At 47.6% G+C, this 17,458-nt stretch carries 13 protein-coding genes; 5 read left to right on the forward strand and 8 right to left on the reverse strand.

The window, feature by feature from the left end; genetic code table 11:
- Window positions 1–124 precede the first annotated feature (124 nt).
- A complete protein-coding gene (locus tag ABT56_RS19820; protein ID WP_047880647.1) occupies window positions 125–943 on the forward strand; it encodes an alpha/beta fold hydrolase in 819 nt (272 codons plus the stop codon).
- Between the two features lie 79 nt (window positions 944–1,022).
- Here ABT56_RS19820 and ABT56_RS19825 read toward each other — a convergent pair whose 3' ends face one another.
- The 3 genes from ABT56_RS19825 to ABT56_RS19835 all read right to left on the reverse strand — a co-directional run bounded on the left by ABT56_RS19825 (window position 1,023) and on the right by ABT56_RS19835 (window position 4,049).
- Window positions 1,023–1,826, reverse strand: coding sequence for an alpha/beta fold hydrolase (locus tag ABT56_RS19825; protein WP_047880648.1), 804 nt, complete (start codon window positions 1,824–1,826; stop codon window positions 1,023–1,025).
- Window positions 1,827–1,909: 83 nt separating this feature from the next.
- Window positions 1,910–3,262, reverse strand: a complete 1,353-nt coding sequence (locus tag ABT56_RS19830) for an MATE family efflux transporter (protein ID WP_240478365.1) — start codon at window positions 3,260–3,262, stop codon at window positions 1,910–1,912.
- A 208-nt stretch (window positions 3,263–3,470) separates the two neighbouring features.
- Complete coding sequence (locus ABT56_RS19835) at window positions 3,471–4,049, reverse strand: nucleoside triphosphate pyrophosphohydrolase family protein (protein WP_047880650.1); 579 nt, start codon at window positions 4,047–4,049, stop codon at window positions 3,471–3,473.
- A gap of 659 nt (window positions 4,050–4,708) precedes the next feature.
- On the opposite strand from ABT56_RS19835, the gene ABT56_RS19840 reads away from it, so the two are divergent.
- Both ABT56_RS19840 and ABT56_RS19845 read left to right on the forward strand, forming a co-directional pair.
- Window positions 4,709–5,425: a glycerophosphoryl diester phosphodiesterase gene (locus ABT56_RS19840; protein WP_047880651.1), complete on the forward strand. Its 717-nt coding sequence runs from the start codon at window positions 4,709–4,711 to the stop codon at window positions 5,423–5,425.
- Between the two features lie 126 nt (window positions 5,426–5,551).
- On the forward strand, window positions 5,552–6,844 hold the full coding sequence (locus ABT56_RS19845; RefSeq protein ID WP_047880652.1) for a DEAD/DEAH box helicase: 1,293 nt from the start codon (window positions 5,552–5,554) through the stop codon (window positions 6,842–6,844).
- 100 nt (window positions 6,845–6,944) lie between these two features.
- Here ABT56_RS19845 and ABT56_RS19850 read toward each other — a convergent pair whose 3' ends face one another.
- Window positions 6,945–7,796: a PfkB family carbohydrate kinase gene (locus ABT56_RS19850; RefSeq protein WP_047880653.1), complete on the reverse strand. Its 852-nt coding sequence runs from the start codon at window positions 7,794–7,796 to the stop codon at window positions 6,945–6,947.
- 21 nt (window positions 7,797–7,817) lie between these two features.
- The gene (locus ABT56_RS19855; RefSeq protein ID WP_047880654.1) at window positions 7,818–9,674 is read right to left on the reverse strand and encodes a beta-ketoacyl synthase; all 1,857 of its coding nucleotides are present in this window, start codon (window positions 9,672–9,674) and stop codon (window positions 7,818–7,820) included.
- Between the two features lie 123 nt (window positions 9,675–9,797).
- On the opposite strand from ABT56_RS19855, the gene ABT56_RS19860 reads away from it, so the two are divergent.
- Together ABT56_RS19860 and ABT56_RS19865 are read left to right on the forward strand one after the other, a co-directional pair.
- On the forward strand, window positions 9,798–10,778 hold the full coding sequence (locus tag ABT56_RS19860; RefSeq protein ID WP_047880655.1) for a GlxA family transcriptional regulator: 981 nt from the start codon (window positions 9,798–9,800) through the stop codon (window positions 10,776–10,778).
- A gap of 452 nt (window positions 10,779–11,230) precedes the next feature.
- A complete protein-coding gene (locus tag ABT56_RS19865; protein WP_169753953.1) occupies window positions 11,231–11,632 on the forward strand; it encodes a hypothetical protein in 402 nt (133 codons plus the stop codon).
- Between the two features lie 134 nt (window positions 11,633–11,766).
- Here ABT56_RS19865 and ABT56_RS19870 read toward each other — a convergent pair whose 3' ends face one another.
- The 3 genes from ABT56_RS19870 to ABT56_RS19880 form a co-directional block, all read right to left on the reverse strand.
- A complete protein-coding gene (locus tag ABT56_RS19870; protein WP_047880656.1) occupies window positions 11,767–12,024 on the reverse strand; it encodes a hypothetical protein in 258 nt (85 codons plus the stop codon).
- Window positions 12,025–12,187: 163 nt separating this feature from the next.
- Window positions 12,188–15,724, reverse strand: a complete 3,537-nt coding sequence (pulA, locus tag ABT56_RS19875) for a pullulanase-type alpha-1,6-glucosidase (RefSeq protein WP_084722430.1) — start codon at window positions 15,722–15,724, stop codon at window positions 12,188–12,190.
- 343 nt (window positions 15,725–16,067) lie between these two features.
- Window positions 16,068–17,297 carry an autotransporter outer membrane beta-barrel domain-containing protein gene (locus ABT56_RS19880; protein WP_047880709.1) on the reverse strand — a complete coding sequence of 410 codons (1,230 nt, stop codon included), beginning with the start codon at window positions 17,295–17,297 and terminating at the stop codon, window positions 16,068–16,070.
- Between the last annotated feature and the right edge of the window lie 161 nt (window positions 17,298–17,458).

Consider the following 17,458-nt stretch of genomic DNA (forward strand, 5'->3'; position numbering starts at 1 on the left):
ATTTTTTGATACCTTTCACACCGCCAATCTGCAATATTTGCAAACAATTCAGAGTCTGAATAAATAAGCGCTGGTGCTAAAATCATCACCAGTTTGAGCAACCACCCTCAACGAAAGGCCAACAATGTCAGATTCATTGCTATTCCATAAAACCTATCTGCACCCTACTAGCAAAGATTGGGTAGTCTTCGTCCATGGGGCCGGGGGAAGCTCGTCGATTTGGTTCAAGCAACTCAAAGCATTTAAGCCCCACTTTAACCTGCTGCTGCTGGATCTCCGCGGGCATGGTCGCTCAAACAACATGTTCAGAGACATGGTTAAGAACCCCTATACCTTCAAGACCGTTACAACTGACATTGTTCAGGTTCTCAACCATCTCAAAATTCAATCAGCCCACTTTGTCGGGATCTCCCTTGGCACTATCATCATCCGGAATTTGGCTGAGCTCGCCCCTGAGCGAGTCACATCCATGGTACTGGGCGGAGCCGTCACTCGTTTGAATACCCGCTCTCAGGCTCTGGTTAAAGCAGGCAACCTTTGCAAGCATATCATCCCTTATATGTGGCTCTACCGCTTGTTTGCCTATGTCGTGATGCCGCAGAAAAATCAGCGCGAATCACGGCTTCTGTTTGTTAATGAAGCCAAGAAACTATGCCAAAAGGAATTCAAACGCTGGTTTAAATTAGCGGCAGACGTAAACCCGCTAATGCGTTATTTCAAAGAAAAAGATTTGTCGATCCCTACCCTCTATCTGATGGGTGACAAAGACTACATGTTTATTAAACCCGTCAAAGAAATGGTGACATGTCACCCATTCAGCAAATTGACCGAATTTGAAAACTGTGGCCATGTCTGCAACGTCGAAAAGCCTGAAGAATTCAACGCCCACACGATTGCGTTTATTCAACAAAACATTAATAACAAACAACAAATTGCAGCCTGACCACTAACCATCCAGCTAAAAAACAAAAAGCAGCGTTTTCGCTGCTTTTTATTCATCGTTACATACTTTTTTGTAAGGCCTACAGATGCTTTGCCAAAAAAGCCTCTAAATGCTTGGTCACTATTTCTGGCTGCTCCAGATTACTAATATGACCTGCATTAGGAATCAAGACAAACTCACTGCCCGTTATACCATCATGCATTAGCTGTGACTCCAATACCGGGCGCATTCGGTCTTGCGCTCCAACCATAATACACGTTGGCAGTGCAAACATTTCAGCATCTTCGAACATATCTCGACGACCAAAAATCATCCTGCCCGCTTTTGCCAAAGCCAATGCCTGTTCTCCATTGGCTGCCAGCAACGGTTGGCGGAATTGCTCTACAAGAGCAGATACCGGACTCGTCCCGAACTGTCTAACGGTAAAGAAATCGGCAGTATCTGGCAAAATCGACTTTTGTGCTTCCATTTGCTTGATCAAATCGAAGTACTGGGTATGAACAACTTCCGGCTCTAGCCCTACGAAAGTATCCATCAAAACCAGCGCCCTAACCCGAGACGGTACCTTAATCACCATTTCAGTTGCCCACATACCGCCTGACGACAAACCCACCAAGCTGAATTCGTCAATCTCCAACTCATCGAGCAATGCCAGCACATCATCGGCATAATCAGCCAGAGTCCGAGTCTGAACCGGCGCAGGCTGAGACTGACCATGCCCCCAAAAGTCAGGCACGATACAGCGGTATGACTGGCTCAGAGCCTCGATTTGGGGAGCCCACATCCGACTGTCCCACATATAACTATGGCCAAATACCAGCACAGGACCGGTTCCTTGATCCAGATAATGCATCGTGCTTGCATTAACCGTAAATGTCGCCATTACTCTTTTCCTTCAACTGCTTATTCATACTTACTGTACGGTTCATCAAGTACATTGTCGATATTGCCGAGGCAAAGACACCTCTAGATCGAGGCATCTGGACAGAACTTCGCCGCTACACGCTTCACGCCTTGCTGATATAACACCCACGCTAGCACTCCGGCGAAAACGTTGCCCACCATCGCCCCAATGAAAATCCCCTTAAGTCCCAGTAATTGCGCTCCCAGCCATAGGATTGGCAAGAAACAGACAAACAAACGCAACGAAGAAATGACAAGCGCCCTCATCGGCATCGCCAACGCATTACAAATTGACACCATCAACATGCAAACGCCAAGCGGCCCCAGGCTGATAGGCACCCATACCAAGTGGACTGACAAAACATCGGAAACTGCCTTCTCGCTCGCAAGCATCTGGCTCAACCAAGGAGAAGAGATATACAACAAAACGGCAATGGCAAGTTGCCATAACAACACAAACTTCACCGCTATCTTTATCAAGGCCTGAATACGCGGCATATCCCCATTGCCCAGCATCCGCCCGACCATTGGCGGCATTGACATCGTCAAAGCCAATACCGTCACGATAGCAAAGAATTCCATGCGGGAGCCTAATGCCCATGCAGCAACTGTCGCCGCACCAAAACCAGCAACCAACTTGGTTGCCAGCATAGACGACAATGGTGGCAGTAATTGGCTCAGCATTGCTGGTGCCATAATATTCGCCAATTCTTTCATCGATGCTGGCACATCAAGGTCATGCCAGTTCATGCTCATCCAGTGTTTTCCCAGCACCTTGGGATAAACAATAACAATACCGATACCGAAAGCAGCTACCGTCGCCCATGCCGCCCCCACCAGCCCCATATCCAACGTAAAGATGAACAATGGGTCAAGGCCCATATTCAATACGCTGGTCACAACCATCAAACTACCTGGGAGCATAGTATTTCCGTTTGCCCGACACAGACTGTAAGCAAAGTAAAGCATCGCCCCTGTCCATGAACTCAACAACCATACCGGCCAGTATTCATCCACCACGGGGTAGACCTCAGGTGGAGCACTCAAGAGCTGTAAAATAGGCGCTCGAACAAACCAGATTAACAAACAAATAGCAAATACGCTGATCGCCCCGGTAACTACCACCAAACCACCGAGCTGCTTAGCCCGTTCATTATCACCCTGTCCCAGTACCCGAGATATCAGGGATGTGGTGGCAATACCTAATCCCACTTGCAAGCCGATAATCACCATCTGCATTGGCAGGGTAAACCCCTGTGCAGCCAGCGGTAATATCCCTAACTGACCAATAAACGCACTATCAACCAACTGAAAACTCATCAACGACAACACACCAAACATCATTGGCCATGTCATCTTAAATAACTGGTGACCCAATGCGCTGTCGGTACATTGTTCGCCTATCTTTTCTCTCATCATTTATTTTTTTATATCCTTTAGCCTGCACTCACCGCCTAAACAAACGGTCAGGCCGAGACGAACCGACACGTTGCATTAAAGTTTATACCCAGAAGACGCCATCAGACGGAATTACAATATATCTAACTCGATTGCGACCAAAAACAAAAGCCCCGACAGTACGACTATCAGGGCTTCTATTCTAAGTGCTAAGAATTACGCTTTGTTACGCTGTAACTAATTTCACCAAATCCGCAGGGCGGTAATAAATTGACTTCAATACTTTACCTTGGCGGATCAGCTTATCGCCTAGATCAACGTCTTTACCACATTTTGCAATGATGTATTCGCCTTTTACGCTACCGACAATTTCAACACCTTGCTTAACGTAATGAGCTTGAGTCTCTTCAAATTCAGACTCGTTGCGGCATACCTTGCTCATGTTGCTTGAGTGAACTTCGTCCCAACAAGCCACAAAATCAAAACCCAAACGCTGGGCAATTTGCAGCAACAGATCGATCAGGTAGCTAATACCCATGTTCGACTCAACCTTATCATCGCCCAAATGAACAAGGCGGCCCATCAGTACATATACCGAATCAACAATAGCATCCGCTCGCTCAACCAAAGAATCAGCTTCAGCCAGTTCGGTTAGCTCTTCGACGGCCAATGATGTGTGCAACGCATCTGACTGCTCGTTCAAGGTTGATGGCGACTCAATATCCAAATCAAATGTACTGCGGAATTCGCGGATATCGCGGTACAGGTGGTCAAACAACGCTTGATCTAATACAGACAGCTTCATGCAATTTTCCTTTAGTTGATCGACGGCAACTTGTGATCACGAGTCACCGTAATAGAGCACTTTTCTCGGGGCAACACACGGCAATACCAAAAAATGAACACGGTATGTCGGTCACGACCTGTAACCACAGGCTTGACTATCGTGAACAACCTATATCACTCGCCGGAAAAGTTTGAATCGGCGATTATATCTGATTTAGCTCGCATTTGGGATACTCCTATAAAAGCATCTTTCCCAATTTCGCCTCTAGCAACTTAAAGAACGCAAGGTCACAGAAATTGTCGTTAAAATAGTGCCAAGCAAAAAACAATGCCACTAGTTGCTTATATATGTTAAAGGGATCACACGCAACGTCAGTAATATGACGTATACTCGCCATAAATCCAACACCAGCACCACGGAGGGTGTATGTGCAAAAATTGTCAATCGAATCATAATAGTGTCCGAGTCAAGCGGACAATCATCGAGCGGAAAATCACCCATCGATTCCAATTAAAATATCGATGTGTAGAATGCAATAAGACTTACTTTATCGGTATCGGCGAACAACCATAAATATCAATTGACGCTACAATATCCATCCATCATCAATATAACTACCCAAGCCCCCAAAAGCTCGGTACAGTAGTTTCTTTTATGAATCACGTTGGATGGAAATAATGATCAGCGGCCACCGAGGTGCCAGAGCTCTGGCACCTGAAAATACACTGGCAGGGATGAACCTTGCAGCCGACTGCGGGGTAGAGTGGATTGAAATAGACACCCAGCTTAGCAAAGACGGAATTCCTGTTATTATCCATGACAAAACCGTCAACCGTTGCACCAATGGCAGAGGCAAGGTCGCAAGCCTTACCCTCGAACAACTGCAATCCCTTGATGCAGGAAGTTGGTTCGACCCGCACTTTGCAACAGAGACCATTCCGACCCTGTCACAAACCCTCGAGCTCTGTACCAACCGCGGTCTATCTCTCAACCTAGAAATTAAAATTTACCACCCGCGAGAAGCCGAACCTCTCATTGACGCCATCGCTGATGTCATCAAACAGCACAACTACCCTGCTGAGAAACTACTACTCTCTAGCTTCGACATCGCAACCCTTCAGCTATGCCAGACACATCTACCCGAAGTACGGCGTGGCTATATTTGCGATACGTGGAACAACAAGCGCCTTGCCAAATTAGCGAACCTCGACCTGTTTAGCATCCATATCGACCACCGGATCCTGACCCCAGAGATTGCTGAAACCATCAAGCAGCAGGGCCTAATACTCAAGGTGTGGACTCTTAATGACCCATCACAGGCCGAACGCATGTATGGTATGGGGGTAGACAATATCATTACTGACAATCCCCCTCTGTTCATGGCAAAACAATAACATCGAGAAATTCTGACGGCTGGGGCAAATGATTCAATTTGGTATTAAACTAGCATCTTCCAGTGACTGGGGTATAATCACCGACCATATTTTTTCAGGCCCAACCGTCTGCTTTAGGAAAAAAGAATGTCATTTGCATCACAAAACTTTTCTCAGGAAATTGTACGCGCCCTCACTGAGTGCGGATACGAGAAATTAACCCCAGTCCAAAAACAAGCGATCCCTCACGCTCGTCGCGGACACGATATTCTTGCCAATGCACAAACAGGTACAGGTAAAACTGCTGCGTTCTCACTGCCTATCATCCAGCAGATCTTTGATAAACCTAAGCAGCGCGGCCGTTTCAATGTTCGAGCACTGATCCTTGCCCCGACTCGTGAGCTTGTTGCCCAGATTGCGCAGAACATTGAAAACTACACCAAGTACACAGAGATCAAAACAGCCGCTATTTACGGTGGCACAAAAATGTCATCTCAAGAGAAAAAGCTAGAGCAAGGGCTGGATATCCTTGTTGCCACACCGGGTCGCCTGCTTGAGCACTTGGATCTGAACAATGTATCACTGGCTAACTTGGAATTTTTGGTGTTCGATGAAGCTGACCGTATGTTGGATATGGGCTTCGTTGCTGATATCCGCCAAATCATGTCAGGTGTTCGCTCTACTCCGCAAACCATGCTGTTCTCTGCCACTTTCTCAGCACAGATGAACAAACTGGCTTCAGAAATTCTGCGTAAACCTAAGCGTATTTCTGTAAGCCCGGAAAACGCAACAGCAGATACCGTTGCCCACGTTGTGTACCCAGTTGATCAAGAACGCAAGCGCGAGCTGCTTTCTGAGCTGATTGGCAAGAAGAACTGGAAACAGGTTCTGGTCTTTGTGAACTACAAAGAAACAGCCAATGAGCTGGTTAAAGAACTGAAACTGGATGGTATCAAGGCCGTTATTTGCCACGGCGACAAAGCACAAAGCGCACGCCGTCGCGCATTGGACGAATTCAAAGAAGGTAAAGCCCGTGTAATGGTTGCAACCGAAGTCGCAGCCCGTGGTCTGGATATCCAAGGTCTGCCTCATGTTGTTAACTTCGACATGCCTTTCCTTGCCGAGGACTACGTACACCGCATCGGCCGTACTGGCCGTGCTGGTTTGGAAGGCCATGCTGTTTCTTTTGTTAGCCGCGAAGAAGAGCTGACTCTGGTTCAGGTTGAGAATCTGATCAAACAGCGTATTCGCCGCGTTCAGCTAGACGGTTACGAGCCAAAGAGCCGTGATGCCCTATTGGAAAAAATGCACACCAAGGCAGCATTCAAGGATCGTAAAGGCCGCACCAACAACCCTAGCGAGCAGTCTGATGCCGAGCGCCGTGCTCGCCTGCGCCGTACTGTATTAAACCGCTCTAAAGTAACAACACTTAAAAAGTAAGTTATTGGCCGATTGCAAGCCAAATTGACCAAAAAAAGGGGTAGCTATAGCTACCCCTTTTTATTTTGTCCAGCCTCATTATCTCTGACAGAGCTTATGCTTACTCCGATAAATACTCGCGAAGATTGTCCCCGGGTACCGAGCTGACCGTTTGAACGGCAAAGGCAGCCCATTGTGCACCTTCTGTCATTGAGGTGGCAATATCATGCCCAGACAGCAAACCGTGGATCATACCGCCAGCAAAATTATCCCCCGCCCCCGTCGTATCAACGACATCCACAGGCAGGGCCGGTACGCTAACCTTGCCATCCTGACTATATGCTGTCGCGCCATTGCCGCCATCCGTAACAACCACATACCGCAGATGTTCTCCGGCAATACGCCAGCCATAACCCCACACATCGCCATCAAATCCGGTATGAGCCAATAAGTCAGAGCGTGATGTAATCAGTACATGGCAAGGGCGGCTTTCATCACTTTTTGGTAGCTGTGCGACAACCAAAGTATCCGTATCGGCCAACGCCATCTCGGCCCATGCCTCAATACCGATGGCAGAAGAATTTACATACAGAGCATCCCAACGTTTAAACGAAGGCGGAGCCGGCAATACAAATTCAGGCCTGCCCGGCCGAATAATGGTTCTTTCACCATCAGGAGTCATCAACAATAACAATTCTGGGGTCACAATGTCGTTACGCTGTAATAATGCGCAATTAAGCCCAACAAGGCTAGCTTCAGCCAGCAGCCAGTCTGCGGTTTCATCCCGGCCAACCTGACTGACCAACGACACGTTATGGCCAGCCCAGACCAACCCTAACCCGGTATTGGCCCCACCGCCGCCTAAACGACGGCCTTCATCCTGATAATGGTGCCGACCACCGCTCAACAGCGGCTCTTCCAACTGTAATACCCGGTCACAATTGAGGTTTGCAACCAACATGACATTTGCCATCTATGCTACCGTTACTGAATATTAACTGTAATCAGCATAAGGGTTTTCTGTTGCAAGAGGAATGCCCTTGGCAAAAGAATCCAACTGTACACTTTCCTGAGTCAGGGTAACGGAAGTTTCGTCCATCACACTCTCGCCAAAATGATAACGAATATTTTCCATACCACGGCTCGCCGCCTGATCATTACCTTGGGCCAATTCACGGACAGGTTGGTTTTTGCCATAATAGCTCGCCATCACACTGTCACCATGTTTCTTGCCCAGCATCTGGAGCGTCTGGGCTGGAGAAAGCACCAAGCCCGATGCATTATTGCCACCAAAGCCCTTGGCATTGAGAATTACCGCTTTAATCTTCTCACCCTTATCACCGAAAAACGCATGGTCGGTCAGAATATTGAGATGCGAACGATGAACATCATCGGCGATATGATCAATGGTTTTGATACCAGGAACCCAGCCGTACTGCCATACGCCCAATGACGCAATCAACTGGTCGCCTGGAGCCGCCCCCATCGAGTGGCCGACATAGGATTTCACTGCCGTTACCGGCCAATTGTCGATATTAAATGTCTTGGCAACCTCATTGAGGATATGACTCTCTGTCACACGGTTTTGCGGCGTTCCCGTGCCGTGAGCCTGTACATAAGTCTGTTGCAGGCCTTCTTGACCCAAAATCGCCTTGGCAAGCGCGGCGGCCTTGGCCATAGTCACATAGTTACCTACGCCCGGTGCCGAAATGGATTTCTTGTTCGCATCAGCATTGACGAACACATCAGCCACCGAACCATAAATATTGGCACCTAGCTCAAGCGCCAGCTCATCGTCCATCAACACGACAAACTGAGCGGCTTCAGCCATTGTGAAACCGGCATTGGCCGAAAATGGTCGACAAGCACGGCGGTTATCAACGTCTTCAGTACCATCCAATGCCATTAACTGTGCGTCTTCCGCCAAAGCCCCCATGACCCGAAAGCCTTCCATCAGCTCAGCAACGACTGGTGCCTCTGCGTTACCAACAATCGCCACCCTTGCCGTACCACGCTGGATATCATTCATTCCCTGACGCAGGTTGTACAAGAACGTCGCACAGGCTCCCATATTGGTGCCAGTGCTACCAATACTGTTGATAACGTAACCATTGATAAAATCAGCGGGCATCTCAGCCAAAGAAAGAGCCATCATTTTTGAGCTGACACGGCCCCCAGTCAGCGGTGCGGCCAGCATCCCTGACAATGATGCGTCATCCATTTGCCCTAAAGCACTTCCTGCATATACCGACACTTGATCAGGATCGATATGCGACAGAACCGTTTCCCAGTCCATTCCGAGCGAGTTCAACGCATCTGAGGCCCCATACAGGGCCAATTTCAAACCCCGTGGATGAAAACGTGAATTATAGAGTTTGCCCGGATCAAATCCGGCTGGGATATTACCGCCACTCGTTACAGGATAACTCACGCGATCCTCTAGCAATGCGTCCAATTCACCTTTTACCGTGATCATGACTTTGCTGCCCTGCTCTTCGACAACCCAATTATCGGGAATACGAGTCGGCAGTTTGGACTTACGCAAACTAAAGGTCAGCTCGTCACTTTGGCTGCTCAATGTCGTTTTGTATTGATACAGCAAGTTATCAGGATCGAAAGAATCAATTCGACGAATCAGAGTCCCCGCCTTTATTGCCTCTATGATCTCAGCATCAACCTGCTGAGAGGTATCAGTTATCAACCCCATCCGCAGTGCGAGATCCTGCCAAGTTGCTGCCATTTCATCTTCTGGCAAAACCTCGGCAACCATCCGCTTATAACTATGGAATCCAGAGCTACGCCCTGCAGCATTCATCCCACCAAAGCCAACAATCAAAGGTAATTTAGACATCCCAAACCTACTGCATCAATTTCAATTGCAATTAGATTACCAATTTACACTGTTCATTCATCTGGCATTTATGCCATTATCACTGACATAAATGCCAAGCATGCCATTAAGACGAGTTAGCAAATGAAAAATGTCGCTTTCCTTCTCTACGACCGAGCCTTGATTACCGGAGTATCCCTTGCTGCGGAAATGCTCAGTAGTGCTTCAAGGCTTCGTACACGCTCCCAACAAAAGCAAAAACCACTGAATATCACCGTTGTCGGCCCCAGCCTTGAGCCAATGGCAGCAAGCGCGGGACTTCGACTCCAACCCGACACGACCTATGATAATGAACAATCGTTCGACACGGTGATATTGCCACCAATGTGGGGAAATCCACTCCAGTCGGTTCGGCGACACCCAGAAATCATCCGCTGGCTACAGCAGCAATATCAAAAAGGGGCAAATCTAGTGGCAACGGGGACCGGGGTTGTCTGGCTGGCTGAAACAGGGCTGTTAAATCATCTCGTTGCAACAACGCACTGGTATTATTACGACAACTTCAGCCAGCGTTACCCCAAAGTTATCCTCAACCGCAAAGCCTCTATTACAGAAGCCAATGGCTTATATTGCACAACCAGTATCAACTCACAGTCAGAGCTGATCCTCTACTTTATCGCCCAAGCCTACGGTCAGAAAATCGCAGTGACGATAGAGACCCATTTCGGCCATGAAATTTCAAAGACAAACCACCAGCCGTTTTATCAAATCGGCGGGCAAATTCAATTCGACGAATCCATCGCCCTCGCCCAAGACTGGATGAAACGCAATCTTTCACAGAACATTACGGCACAAAGCACAGCAGAACACTGCCAACTCCCTTTGCGTACCTTCAACCGTAAATTCAAAGATCAGGTCGGAGAAACCCCGCATAAATACCTACAGAGGTTACGAATGGAAACTGCACAGCAACTACTGCGCGACGTCGGCATGTCAATTCAAGATGTCGCGGAACAAGTCGGCTATCAAGACCCACACCATTTTTCAACGCGCTTCCAGCAACATTTCCAAATGACACCTACCCAATACCGCAGAGTCGTTAAGGCCAAAATCTATAATGCCTAAAATAAACAGTATGCAAACAGGGTCATAAATAAAATTATCAATTTACGTGCTTTAGTTAACATTTGTGCTTCTAAACACTGCGCTATAATACTTTTACCGACTGGTAATATAAGTATTTCAATATGGCTGAAATGGACGTCACCGAACAAGCTGTTTGGCTTATCATAGCTTCTGGGATTATTTGCTATGCAAGTATTAAAATAACCAACTGGTGGAATAAGCGCTCAAAATGAGCGCTTAATCATTTCCGGTGTCTGTTCTAAGACACTCTGTATACTCCCCCCCTCACTATACTTTTCCCTACGTATACTCATAGAGTAGGTTGTACTATGCAGTTGGGTCACATATCGGTTCTTTGTGCTATTACGCTGTATGCGGCACTGGTAGGGTGGTCATCCCAAGCAGCCATAAAACCCACTAGCGAAACAGATTTGAGCTCAGATCGGTGCCGGTTGGATCTGTTTCACCTAATCAAAAATGACAAGCATGAGTTCCAGCAAAATTTACAAATCGCCTTCATTTCAGATAATCAATCCGATAACCGTTATATTGCTCTGAAAGCAGATATCTCCCACCCCGCAGGCTATACCAATATCACTTATATGCAATATGGCTCCCCTGTCGACGTATTCAGCATCAACTGGCGGCATAATGGCAACAGGCATACCGTAGGGCGGGTTGTCATGTTAGGAGGAAACAGTAGCCAACAAGCTTTTGATGTTTTTCTAAGCCGCATTTACCAAGACAAAGGGCATTTCGAATTATTAGAAAATAACCAAAAATACCGTTTTAATATTAGCCAACAAGCTATCGAAGACTTCATTCACTGCGTTAGACAGCATTTTTCCGAGTAACCCCCCAAAAAAATATGGCGATGGCCTCTCAGAACAACATTCTCAATGAGTGTATCAATGGCATGTAAATGAAAGGATGGGAATCCGAATAGATACAGACAAAAACGCCAGCAATAATATTGCTGGCGTTTTTGTTATGAAGCTTGTGGGGCCGGTTTGTGAGTAATATCTTCAAACTCACCATCGATGGTCGAGCCCGTCTGGCTCGAATGACTGTGGCTAGCATAGCCTTGCTGCTGCAGTGCCTCTTCGTAGGCTTTCTCTACTTTGCGCTTAATGAAAGGCTTGGCAATCAGTGCCGCAATGCCAATGAACAGACCCATTACCGCTGCGAACGTAACAGTGAAAAAACCGATGACAAGCGCAGCAACACTAGTAATAAAGTTTTTCATAACCAACCTTCTCTCAACTATTTCTCTCTTACTGTATGGCTGCAGTTTATCGCAACCAAAATGAATGAAACATGAACGAGCCGTTTATCATCGTACAGCTGCTATCTTACAATGAAAAAGCCCTCTTGCGAGGGCTTATATCAATAATAAAGAGTTAAAGCACTTATTGCGCGGCGCGTATTCCTGCGCCTCGCTGATCCCCCCGAGGCAATTCAAAAACAACCGGTGTCCATGCTGGCACAGTGATCTTACCATCGGCATAGACGGCACTCTCGGCAAGATCCGTAACATGGCGGGCACTTCGTATTACAGGTGTCGGCCATGAGACAGACTGTGCCGTAGGCGAGGCGTTAATCACAACAACGATACCGTCAACGGCCGGATCAACATCCAGACCAGTTGCCGTACCGTTATCGATGGACATCACGATCAAACCCGGGATCTGATCTTTACCCGTGTTATGGAACGCAACTCGCTTGTTGACTTCCTTGCCTGATCCCAAAGTTATCAACGGATAGTGCTGACGCAACGCCGCCAACTCTTTGTAATACTCAGCCATCGTAGCGATATCTTTCGAAGATGGCTGCGCAAAACTCCCAGCGGAAGCGATAACCTTTTCGATAATGGCATAGTTATCCCCATCCTTGTCCTTTCTTGGCAGTCCCTTGTTCCAATTGTTATCTGCCATCGAAAAATCAACGACGTTGTACCAATCCCCAGAGTCATAGGAATCACGCTGCATTGATTTGGAACGCAGCAACTCAGACCCCATATGGGTAAACGGTACGCCCTGCCCCAGCATGGCCGTTGCCAATGATACAGCCTGCATTCTGACTCGGTCGGCAGATGTCACACTGTAATCAATCTTATACTGGTTATTGTCCCATAGCGTTTGGTTGTCGTGCTTGGAAACGTAGTTCTGAATTTCAGTCGGATCAACGGCATAGCCCGCCGGGGCACCATTGTAGTCCAACTCAGCACCGGTGATAGTACGGCCTTTGGCATCAACGAAGGTGTAGTCTTTCAGGTTGCCGGCCATACCAAGACGGGTAAGATCCGCCAAATGCAGCGCGGTTTCCTTGGTAACACCATCCATCTCGTTTGGCTGTACATAGGCCCCGTTACCGAAACCTTGGGTGCGGCGCAAACCGTCACCGCCGTCGAACGGGCCACCGCCACGTACGGCATCACGGAGGCGATCGGAAAAACTACCGATTCCGGTGCCGCCCAAATGCGGTTGGGTTGCCTGTACGAACATCGCGTCATTGGCCACTTCGCCAAAATTCCACCCTTCACCGTAGAAGTAGGTCCCCGGATCAACAGCTTTTACCGCGTCCAGCGAACGCTGCATCTGATCCAACGGGTGATGCCCCATCAAGTCAAACCGGAATGCATCAATCTTGTAATCACGTGACCAAACAACCAAAGAGTCGGAAATCAACTTTTCGAACATCGCCCTTTCCGGCGCAGTATTAGAACAACATGTTGAGTTCTCGACACCGCCAGTGATCGGATTCAGACGCTGGTAGTACCAAGGGACTATCTTATCCAGCACCGATGTCCGAGCGACTGGGCCTGCCGAGTTAGTATGGTTGTACACCACATCCATAACAACATTCATACCGATATTGTTCTTGATAGCCATAATAGCCTGACGCAACTCGATAATTCGCTGGTAACCCTCGGCATTGCTGGCATAAGAGCCTTCCGGCACCGTGTAATGGAACGGATCGTAGCCCCAGTTGAAGCTATCAGTCTGGGCGACCAATTGGTTCAATTCCTGAACCATAGGTTTCACCGAGGATTCATCCTTCTTCAGCTCGGCAAAAACATCACTGATTGTTTTGCCGCTGTTGCAGTAGCCGCTGAACGATGACTCCTGTACTGCAGGATTCACCTTGCACAGCTTACTGAACGGCTCATCAATATTGGCCACTTTGGCCGGATCTTCATTAATTGTGGCGATGTCGAAAATTGGCAACAGGTGCAAGTGCGTGACACCGCTATCACCCAGCTCTTTCAAATGGTTAACCGGCACACTCTCAGCTTGGGTAAAGGCCGTGAACTTTCCGCGGTTCTCAGGCAAGGTCGATACATCCACGGCAGAAAAGTCACGGACATGCGCCTCATAAATAACGAATTTAGCCGGGTTAGCCTGAGCAACGGGCCGAGTGACCGCGTCCCAGTCAGCGGGCTTTAGCGCCTCGTTGTTCAAATCAACGACCTGACTGAACTCGGAATTCATCGACAGGCTTAATGAATACGGGTCAGTGACTTCATAGGTCTCAATTTTTTGGCTGACTGGATGGTACACCGTGACACGGTAACGATAGTAATCACCAAACGCAAAATCAGACGAGCTCAGTGACCATGCGCCGCTGACCTGATCAGCAACCATAGGGTAACGGGCCGTTTCCTGCTTGCTGGCGTCGTACTTCACCAACTCAACGGCTTGGGCTGTTGGTGCCCATAAGGCAAAGTTAACCTGCTCACCCGATAGAATCGCACCATAAGACTGTGACAATGCCCCGCCTTGCTGGCCGGTATAAATGGCATCAAGTACTTCCGCTGGTTGAACTTGGGTAATTTCAATCGGCTTGCCTGCCGCATCATAGGCAACAGCAATCAACTGGCCTTTCAGCAATAATTTAGGATCAACCTTCGCAGTATCAAAATCCAGAGCCCAGCTTTCTAACTGGCTCAGCTGAGGGAAACGGCTTTTCCAGCCCTGCTCTTGGGAAGGTTTTGCCGATACTGTTTTATCAACACCGGTAAAAGTATTTGTACGGTCATCAAATGCGATTGCGGCTTTCTGTGAATACAGCAGCTCTACCGAACTGGCACCAGCAGGCATTGCCAGTAAATTACGATCTAGCCAGTGGGCAGTAGCGCCTTTCATTACCGCATTAGGCATCGCTGCCATCGGGGTATAGTGAACCGTCGAGCTGCCCTCAAACGAGAAAGCAACCATACCGATAGGCTGCGCCGCAGAAAGATCAAACTGGGCGTTTTCGATTAACGGTTTCTCATCACCACGGTGGGGAATGATATTAATACACGGTTTGCTACCCGCTTTTACGGCTACATCCCAATACGCGCCGTAAGTCTCGCTATTACCCGTTAGTGGCAAACCTGCATCCCATGCGGTATCAGCCCCAGCGAAACTGTCACATTGCGCGTCATTCCATACGTGCAGTGTCAGATCATCGATATCCTTATCTTCCATATTGAGGTAGATCCGCGCCGTATTTTCAGGCAAGGCCGGAATATGCTCTGGGAACACAGCGGCGATCCCTTCTTTGGTAAATACATATTTACCCTGGGCATGAACCTGCTTGAGATCCAACTTCGCGTCAAACTCCCCTAGCGGCTTGTTATTGCTTGAATCCCTTGGAATGAAATTAACACACTGACTTTGGTCGGCATTCAGCTCGACCACCCAGTACGCCCCTAGCTCTTCGTCTACGCCTGTCACTGGCAGGCCTTTATCCCAACTAGGTAATTCCCCTGCGTAACTGGCACACTGCTCATTGTTCCATACAAACAAGCTATAACCGTCGTAGTTATTAGCCGTTGATTTCACACCGTCTTGAGCCTGAAAATAGATCGCGGCTTGGTTGTCCGCCAAGGTTACAAATTTACTTCCTGTCCCCGAGTTATCATTATTTTCAGCACTGTTGTTACAACCGACAACAAGCATTGCCGAGCACAGAGGAATCACGGCCTTTGCAACCGCAGATAATGTAAATTTCACGAAAAGTCCCTGTATTAATATATTTGAAGCTATGGGGGGGAAGTGGGATTGTTTTTTATATTTTCGGGTGAGTCTATTGAGAGCCTTCCTCACATTCTGTGACAAGAATCAGCATATTTCTTTTTTGTTTCAGATAATTACAAATACCAGTTCTAAATCACCCTTTGTGCAGGCTTTTTTTGCCCGTAAATCACATCTAACACGTTGCAACGCCCACAAAAAAACCGGCAATCTGCCGGTTTGTATTCGAGTTTGCCTCATTCAAAGCAAACAGAACGTATCGCGAGCATTAATCGAGTGACATGCTGACACCAAATGACACCGTGTGCGCTGATATGTCATCATGCCAAAGCAAGCTGCTGGCCTCTATATACCCGAACCAATCTTCATTAAATGCACCCGATATCCCCAAGTGCATCCTTCCATATAGCTGATCATCCGTTTCAACCACAATCGGCAAAATACTCCCAGAATGGTTAGACTTCAGCTGCGAGATGATACTTTGCTTACCCGGGGCAATGTCGTAGTGTACATATCCCTTGGCATAAGGCTGGAAGATACCTACCGAGGTGCGGAACGGATGCGACAAACTTATACCAGAAATCAACATGGTTGATTGCAAGGCATCCACATCATCAATTTGGGAAAACAAGTAGTTACTGCTAGTTAAAGCCGAACGCTCTTGATAGCGGTCTGAATCTGATAGGGTATATTGCAGGCTACTTTCCAACGCGATATTCAGGTAGTTGTACTCAAATATGTACCCACCGCCAACCGAAAATAGCCAAATATCAGAGTCAGCCTCATTGGTATTATTCACCACGGTGTCGGTATACAAGGTCACCTGTCGCTCTATGTCGGTATCCATAACCGCATAACTGGCATTAAAATCCAAATACCATGAATCTTGCAGGTAACTGAAGTAACCCGATGCAATAAGGCCATCTACTTCCGTATCGTTGGTTTCGCTCATGGGCTTGTAGAACGGTAGACCGAGTGTCATACCGAAAAGGTAATGCTCACGGAACAAGTAATCACCACCCAAGGTCAACGAATAGCCGGAATACTCTTGTTCATTGGTTTGATTCGGCCGATTAGGATCACCGCCTAATAAACGGTTTTCCAACCGTACATATCCACCAAACTGAGCACTTTTTTGGCTAGGGAGATCGTGAATCGAAGGAATAGTAGGTGATGAACCTGATGGTGACATCATAGAGCCAAGATTTGAATTACCAAAATGTGTGGCATTCCTTGTTGAGCTTGCTCTCTCTGCCATACCAGCAGTACGCAATCCCGGCGAAGAACGTCTCAAGTTTGTTCTTACTTTTTTGTCGACCCTATCCCCTCGTACACTGTCTGCCATTGATATCATACTCGAAACAGCAGCATACATATCATCTGGAATGTACTCCCCCAACGTGGAGCTCTCGCTTTCTTGCTTGGCATCTGCTCCCCAAATTACCACAAGCAGAGTGACAGGCAGGCACCGACTGGTAGCTTGCTTAGACAACAACATAACGCCCCCAAAAAACGTCATTACTGTGCTATCAGCAGCTTTCTTTCATGTTCAACCGAACAGAAGATCCTTGAGTATTAGCGTCAAAAATTCGGGCTGTTTATCCATACATAAAGAGAACTGCATCACACTAATAGTTATTCTTGATAAGTATAGAAAGG

The sequence above is a fragment of the Photobacterium aquae genome (assembly GCF_001029445.1).
Taxonomy (GTDB): domain Bacteria; phylum Pseudomonadota; class Gammaproteobacteria; order Enterobacterales; family Vibrionaceae; genus Photobacterium; species Photobacterium aquae.

Coding starts and splice junctions, on each gene's coding strand:
- ABT56_RS19820 (WP_047880647.1), top strand. CDS start 125: ATGTCAGATTCATTGCTATTCCATAAAACCTATCTGCACCCTACTAGC.
- ABT56_RS19825 (WP_047880648.1), bottom strand. CDS start 1,826: ATGGCGACATTTACGGTTAATGCAAGCACGATGCATTATCTGGATCAA.
- ABT56_RS19830 (WP_240478365.1), bottom strand. CDS start 3,262: ATGAGAGAAAAGATAGGCGAACAATGTACCGACAGCGCATTGGGTCAC.
- ABT56_RS19835 (WP_047880650.1), bottom strand. CDS start 4,049: ATGAAGCTGTCTGTATTAGATCAAGCGTTGTTTGACCACCTGTACCGC.
- ABT56_RS19840 (WP_047880651.1), top strand. CDS start 4,709: ATGATCAGCGGCCACCGAGGTGCCAGAGCTCTGGCACCTGAAAATACA.
- ABT56_RS19845 (WP_047880652.1), top strand. CDS start 5,552: ATGTCATTTGCATCACAAAACTTTTCTCAGGAAATTGTACGCGCCCTC.
- ABT56_RS19850 (WP_047880653.1), bottom strand. CDS start 7,796: ATGGCAAATGTCATGTTGGTTGCAAACCTCAATTGTGACCGGGTATTA.
- ABT56_RS19855 (WP_047880654.1), bottom strand. CDS start 9,674: ATGTCTAAATTACCTTTGATTGTTGGCTTTGGTGGGATGAATGCTGCA.
- ABT56_RS19860 (WP_047880655.1), top strand. CDS start 9,798: ATGAAAAATGTCGCTTTCCTTCTCTACGACCGAGCCTTGATTACCGGA.
- ABT56_RS19870 (WP_047880656.1), bottom strand. CDS start 12,024: ATGAAAAACTTTATTACTAGTGTTGCTGCGCTTGTCATCGGTTTTTTC.
- pulA (WP_084722430.1), bottom strand. CDS start 15,724: ATGCTTGTTGTCGGTTGTAACAACAGTGCTGAAAATAATGATAACTCG.
- ABT56_RS19880 (WP_047880709.1), bottom strand. CDS start 17,297: ATGTTGTTGTCTAAGCAAGCTACCAGTCGGTGCCTGCCTGTCACTCTG.